This window comes from Candidatus Saccharibacteria bacterium (assembly GCA_017983775.1).
GTDB lineage: Bacteria > Patescibacteriota > Saccharimonadia > JAGOAT01 > JAGOAT01 > JAGOAT01.
The window spans coordinates 1-6,324 of the sequence record JAGOAT010000034.1 but is presented as its reverse complement, the minus strand read 5'-3'; the positions used below and the strand labels follow the sequence as shown (position 1 = coordinate 6,324).

Genomic DNA, 6,324 nt, shown 5'->3' with positions numbered 1-6,324 from the left:
AAATCGATTCAGTGATCACCAATACAGCAGAAATCAGCAATATGAACGAAACTGATGTCGACTCTACCCCTGGTAACGGAGTAGCTGGTGAAGATGATATTGATAGTGCTAGTATCTATCCAAAAGATGCTGATCAGATTGATTTAGAGCTAACCAAGCAGGTTAATGCCGAAAAAGTTAGCAAGGGTCAAGAAATCGAATATAGTCTTGTGGTGACTAATAATGGTCCTGATCAGGCCACTGGGGTTGAAGTGCTCGATAAATTGCCTACTGGAGTTAGCTTTGTTTCAAGCAATGGTGACTACGATAGTGCTACAGGTATTTGGAGTGTTGGTAGTCTTGATAAGGGTCAGTCCAAGACTTTGACTATCAAGGTTAAAGTTAATGCTGATAAGGATTGTATAGTCAACATTGCTGAAGTCAGCAAGGCTGATCAAGTAGATATTGATTCTACTCCTGGTAATGGAGTAGCTGGTGAAGATGATCAAGCTGACGCTAAAGTTTGCTTGGATCAAAAAGTCTACGACCTAGCCCTAACTAAGACTGTAGATCAGTCTCAGGTAGCAGTCGGCGATATTGTCAACTGGACTATTACAGTAGAAAACCAACTAGACACTACAGCTACTGGTGTAGAAGTCAAGGATGTTATTCCTGCTGGACTAGAAGTCATCTCTACTACTCCAGCTACAGTGTTCAATAACAACACTTGGAATATCGGTACAATCAATGGTGGTGAGACCAAAACCTTGATCATCAAGACCAAGGTAACTCAAATCGATTCAGTGATCACCAATACAGCAGAAATCAGCAATATGAACGAAACTGATGTCGACTCTACCCCTGGTAACGGAGTAGCTGGTGAAGATGATATTGATAGTGCTAGTATCTATCCAAAAGACAAGCCTGTTTATATCTGTAAGGATCTAGACGCAAGTGTGACTATTGGCCAAGCTCCATTAGCTGTAGAATTCACAGGTATTGGCCAAGTAGTGAACACCAATATCACTAATTACCAAATTGATTTTGGTGATGGACAAAATGACACAAATAGTAGTGGCGTATTTAGCCATACCTATCAAAAAGCTGGTAATTATACTGCTAGCCTAGTGATCCAAACTGTTGATGGTAAGACTGCTGTGACAGAAGCTTGTAAGGTAGTAATTAGTGTCAGTGAACAGCCAATTGATCTGGAATTGGACAAAATGGTTGATGTTACTGAGATTGCCCTAGGTGATCAAATGACCTATACCCTGACTTTGGAAAACAAAGGCCCAGGAGATGCTACTGGTGTAGAAGTTACTGATAAATTGCCTAGCGAAGTAGAATATATTTCCAGCAATGCCCCAGAAGGCACTAGTTATGATCCTGCTACAGGCATTTGGACAGTTGGTCAAATAGCTAAAGGTCAAACCAAGACTTTGACTATCACAGTCAAGGTAATCAAGGAGGTCAAGATTACCAATGTCGCTGAAGTGACCAAGGCAGATCAAGAGGATGTAGACTCTACTCCAGGCAACCATGATCCTATAGAAGATGATCAGGATAAGGTAGTTGTTAACCCTGTAGACAATACTATTGATCTCGAATTAGATAAATCAATCAGTACGAACAGTACAGGTAAAGGTGGAGTACTGACTTATCAAATCAGTGTGACCAACAAAGGTCCTGCTGATGCTACCGGAGTTAAGGTTTCAGACAAGTTACCATCAGGAGTAAGCTTCATCAGCGCTGATGGTCAGTACGACCCTGCTACAGGGATCTGGGAGCTAGGTGAGCTTAATGCTGGTCAGACTAAGACCTTGTCAATCAAGGTCAAGGTTGATAAGACTTGTGAGAATAAGACTATTACCAATACCGCAGAGGTTGCTAAGGCAGATCAAGAAGATATTGATTCTACCCCAAGTAATCAGGATGCTAGCGAAGATGATCAAGATTCTGCAAACTTTAGATGTGAAAAGGATATAGTAGTAACAAATGTTGAGAATGTTACCAATGTAACCAATACCAACAATGTTAACAATGTAACAAATACTACCAATCAAGCCAATACTACTAACGTTGCAGGTGTATCAACTACTACTCCTCAGGTAATCGCTCAGGGTGGTAAGGCTCCAGTGCCTGGTACCAACCCTGTAGTTGTCCCATCAGGTACAACTCCAGCTACTGGTCTTGCTAGTACCTTGTCTATCTTGTTTGCTAGCTTAGTTCTGAGTTACCTGGGCTATAGTTACTATCAGCTCAGAAAAAGAGCTGAAAAGTTAGGTTTCTAAGAAGACCCAAGCAAGTCTAAAAAACAAAAATATTACCAAAGAATCCGGGCTGCATATGTAGCTCGGATTCTTTGGTTTTATCGACATATTACACCATATTTTTTGTCGCGGACAGTCCGCGACTTTTACTAACTTGCCAGATTGGAGATGTCGCGGACTGTCCGCGATATTTGGTAGGTTTTGGTTTTGTCAAGGCAAGAGGCTAGGGGAGATATGATAAAATTGCTATATGGAGCTAGGAGAAGCAATTAGTAACTATTTGGATTATCTAGAAGTCGAGAAGGGACGTTCGCTTAAGACTATTGAGAATTATTCTAGCTATCTTGGGCGGCTTTGGGATTATATGGCAGATCAATACGGTGAAGAGGTCGAAGTATCTAAATTGGATCTAGATAGGGTCACTGGCTGGCGACAAAAGCTTAACCGAATCATACTAGATGATGGTCGCAAGATATCAAGAACTACCCAGAATTATCATCTAATTGCCCTCAGAGGGATGCTCAAGTACTTGGCAAAAAGGGGTATCAAAACCCTAGGAGCGGATCAGATTGAATTGGCCAAAGTCAAGCGTAGACAGGTGGCTTTTCTTAGCCCCGATGAGGTATCAAAATTAATGGGAGTGATTGATCAACATACGGAGATTGGTAGAAGAGATTTTGCTATTATCAACTTACTATTCTCTACTGGCTTAAGGGTCTCTGAGCTGACTGGACTCAACAGGTCTGATATCAATCTTGATACTGGAGAGTTCGTGGTTCGAGGCAAGGGACAGAAAGATAGGATAGTTTATATCTCAGATCAGGCTAATCAGGCAGTCTATAGGTATCTAGAGGCCAGGGAAGACTACGCTCAGCCATTATTTCGTCATTATTCTGGCCTGCAATCAGATCAAGATCAAGGTGAACAATTGCGTATTAGTCCAAGAAGTATTCAGAGGATGGTTCAGGGCTACACTAAATTAGCCGGTATTCTTAAGCATGTTTCACCACATACTTTAAGGCACTCATTTGCGACTGACTTACTCAGTAATGGAGCAGACCTTCGTAGTGTCCAATCTCTTTTGGGGCATGCTAATATATCTACTACTCAAGTATATACTCATTTGACTGATCCTCAGCTCAAAGATACCCACCGAAAATATCATAGTGGTAATATTTCAAAATAGATTTTTGGATAGAAGCGACAAGATCAATTATTGTCATATTTCTTTGGCTTTTTAAATCAACATTCTCTACTTGTTGTATGAAAACAGTCTTTGACCCCCATACACCTTATTGTGGGTATCGGTAAAGCTAGATTTGTATTGATTCTGTTATACTATAGATATGAAAAAAACAGTAGATATTGAGGATGAACTTAAGCAAGTCTATCAGAAATTTGTTAGGGCGCATAAAAAGCAAGATCTTGACAGTAAAAGAATAAAACTTTCCAGTCTTAATCTGGATATTAATAATCCAGATTTTTGGCAGGATCCTGAGCGAGCGACAAGAATCAGTCAACAAGCCGGGCAACTGGATAAAGCTTTGGAAACTTGGGACAAGGTGCTCGAGAATTTGGATCTAGCGAGTGAAATAGTCACAGGATTAGGCCCAGATCTGGATCAATATTTGGTAGACGAGGTGAGAGCAGTAATTGATCAGGCAGAGGTTTTGATTCAAGAAAGTCGATTTGATGGCAAGCATGATCAAGATAATGCGGTAGTGACAATTAGTGCTGGAGTTGGTGGAGTTGATGCTATGGATTGGGCAGAAATTTTGTCTGAAATTTACTTCAAATGGGCCAAAAGACATCAATATCAAATAGAATTGATTAGTAAGAGTCCAGGCGACGAAGCAGGCATTAAGTCAATCCAGTTTGAGGTAGCTGGTCTGTATGCCTATGGCTGGATGGCTCGTGAATCAGGAGTACATCGCTTGATCCGAATGAGCCCTTTTAATTCGGATAATCTTCGTCAGACTTCATTTGCCTTGGTCGAAGTTTTGCCACTAATAGAACAGGTCGAAGTGGAGATTGATCCAAATGACTTAAGAATAGATACTTACCGTTCTAGTGGACATGGTGGGCAAAGTGTTAATACGACAGATTCGGCAGTCAGAGTAACCCATTTGCCTACTGGCATCGTAGTAGCTATCCAAAACGAGAAATCCCAGCTCAAAAATAAGGAGCTTGCGATGAAACTACTGTACGCCAAGCTTGAAGATCTAGCCGAGAGACAGCATTTGAAAGATCTAAGTCAGCTCAAGAGCCAAGATAAATCAGCCAGCTGGGGTGAACAAATTAGAACATATACTTTTCAGCCATATCAGTTGATTAAGGATCATCGAACGGGGGTAGAAGTCAAAGATCTCAAATCAATTATGGCAGGTGAAATTGATAATTTTATGTTAAAATAAACATAAGATGATTGAAGAAACAATATCAGGGAGCCAAGCAGGGCTACAGGCTTCTCCCGAATTGAATTTGGCTCAACCCAGGGAGCAGGTAGTATCGGCTCCTGAAGCTAATACTAGGGCAGCTATGCCCTCGATAGGTTCGACCAGTACTCTTGTATCAAGTCTTAGCTCAGCAAGTCCAGTCAATGGTCTGACAAAGGGCAGTCAAAGTCAAACTGCACAACCCACTAGTCTGGCCTCCGATGATCAGGAGATGATTAAAGAATTTGTTGGTAAAGCTCAAAAGATTATCTCAGATTTAGCTAGTAAACCTCGAGATGAAGAAATAGCAGAGTCAGGTCTCAATGTTGAATACCTCAAAAAAGCTAAAGGACTAGATATTAAGCAAGATCAATGAATCTAGTTTCATTTTTTGTATTAGTATTGGGGTTGACTTTAATTGTACTCGGTGTATTTGTAGTGGCAACCCATTATTTGACTAAGTTACGCAAGACTAAGGACTTAGAAAGGTCTCTTAAAATGGTACCATTGCTAATTCAGCTGCCACCTGTAGAAAAGAGTGAAGGGGGATCGCAAGATTCTAGGGAAAGTTTCAAAGCTAATGTTGCTCGGGCTGAGGCAGCTTTGACTCAAATATCGGGAATAGTAGGGGAGAATGTCGGTAGGCTTTATGGACACAAACATCTAGCCCTTGAGGTAATCGCCCAAGGTCAAAGAATCTATTTTTATCTAGTAGTTCCCTACAGTATTGTCTCATCTGTCAAGAAAGCAGTTGGTGCAGGTTATCCTAATGTTCAGATTACACAAGTCGAAGATCATAATATTTTTTCCGATAAGTCCAACATCAAGACTATTACTGGTGGTGAATTCTATCTAGGTAAGTCCAGTTATTATCCAATCGCAAATTATCACAACATGGAGTTTGACGCAATTGGCTCTTTACTCAATAGTTTGTCTGAGTTATCAGACGATGATGGAGCAGCAATCCAGATATTAATCAGGCCTAATACTAATAAGAAATGGTACAAGTCAGCAAATTCCGTGGCTGACGCAATGGCCAAGGGTACACATAAGGATAGTCCTTGGAAGGATTTATTCAAGCATTTGTTTAGCTATAAGGTATTTTTTACTGCTATCTTTAAGCATCCAGATTCTGAAGCAGATTCTGGTAAGTCAGGTGGCTCAGAAAAAGGTCCAAGTGCCCAAGATCAAAAGAAGTCAGAACAAATCAATGACAAGGCCAATTTACCAACCTTTGAGACCTTGGTCAGGGTGATTGTCAGTTCAGATGAGCAAACTAGGTCAAGCATGATCCTTAATGATATCAAATCAAGCTTTACCCAGTTTAACCTTCAAGGGTTGAATAACTTAAAGTTTTATAAGACCAAAGACAGCGCAAAATTAGCAACTGATTATATATTTCACTTTTTTCCAGTTAGGAATCGTCATACAATTTTGTCGGTTGCTGAGTTGGCAACCATTTGGCATCTGCCCGAAGATATCCCAGGTGTTGTAGCTACTCCGATTGAGAGAACAGCTAGAAAAGAGATAGTTGCTCCTCAAGGTATGCCCAACTCAGGGTTGCTACTTGGAAGTAATGTTTACAAATCTCGCAAGGTAGATGTCTATCTAAGTGATAATGATCGCAGGCGACATATGTA

At 40.7% G+C, this 6,324-nt stretch carries 5 protein-coding genes; all 5 read left to right on the top strand.

Features of this window, described 5'->3' with window-relative positions:
• Positions 1 to 2,270 (top strand): DUF11 domain-containing protein (locus KA531_03880; GenBank protein MBP6006009.1); only part of this gene is annotated, 2,270 nt, incomplete at its 5' end.
• Between the two features lie 229 nt (positions 2,271 to 2,499).
• On the top strand, positions 2,500 to 3,435 hold the full coding sequence (locus tag KA531_03875; protein MBP6006008.1) for a tyrosine-type recombinase/integrase: 936 nt from the start codon (positions 2,500 to 2,502) through the stop codon (positions 3,433 to 3,435).
• A 160-nt stretch (positions 3,436 to 3,595) separates the two neighbouring features.
• Complete coding sequence (gene prfB, locus KA531_03870) at positions 3,596 to 4,663, top strand: peptide chain release factor 2 (protein MBP6006007.1); 1,068 nt, start codon at positions 3,596 to 3,598, stop codon at positions 4,661 to 4,663.
• 7 nt (positions 4,664 to 4,670) lie between these two features.
• Complete coding sequence (locus KA531_03865) at positions 4,671 to 5,060, top strand: hypothetical protein (protein MBP6006006.1); 390 nt, start codon at positions 4,671 to 4,673, stop codon at positions 5,058 to 5,060.
• On the top strand, positions 5,057 to 6,324 hold a 1,268-nt coding region (locus tag KA531_03860; GenBank protein ID MBP6006005.1), incomplete at its 3' end, for a hypothetical protein. The genes KA531_03865 and KA531_03860, both read left to right, overlap by 4 nt.

What these genes read in the sequence shown, in the direction of transcription:
- prfB (MBP6006007.1), top strand. Translation starts at nt 3,596, where the DNA reads ATGAAAAAAACAGTAGATATTGAGGATGAACTTAAGCAAGTCTATCAG.
- KA531_03865 (MBP6006006.1), top strand. Translation starts at nt 4,671, where the DNA reads ATGATTGAAGAAACAATATCAGGGAGCCAAGCAGGGCTACAGGCTTCT.
- KA531_03875 (MBP6006008.1), top strand. Translation starts at nt 2,500, where the DNA reads ATGGAGCTAGGAGAAGCAATTAGTAACTATTTGGATTATCTAGAAGTC.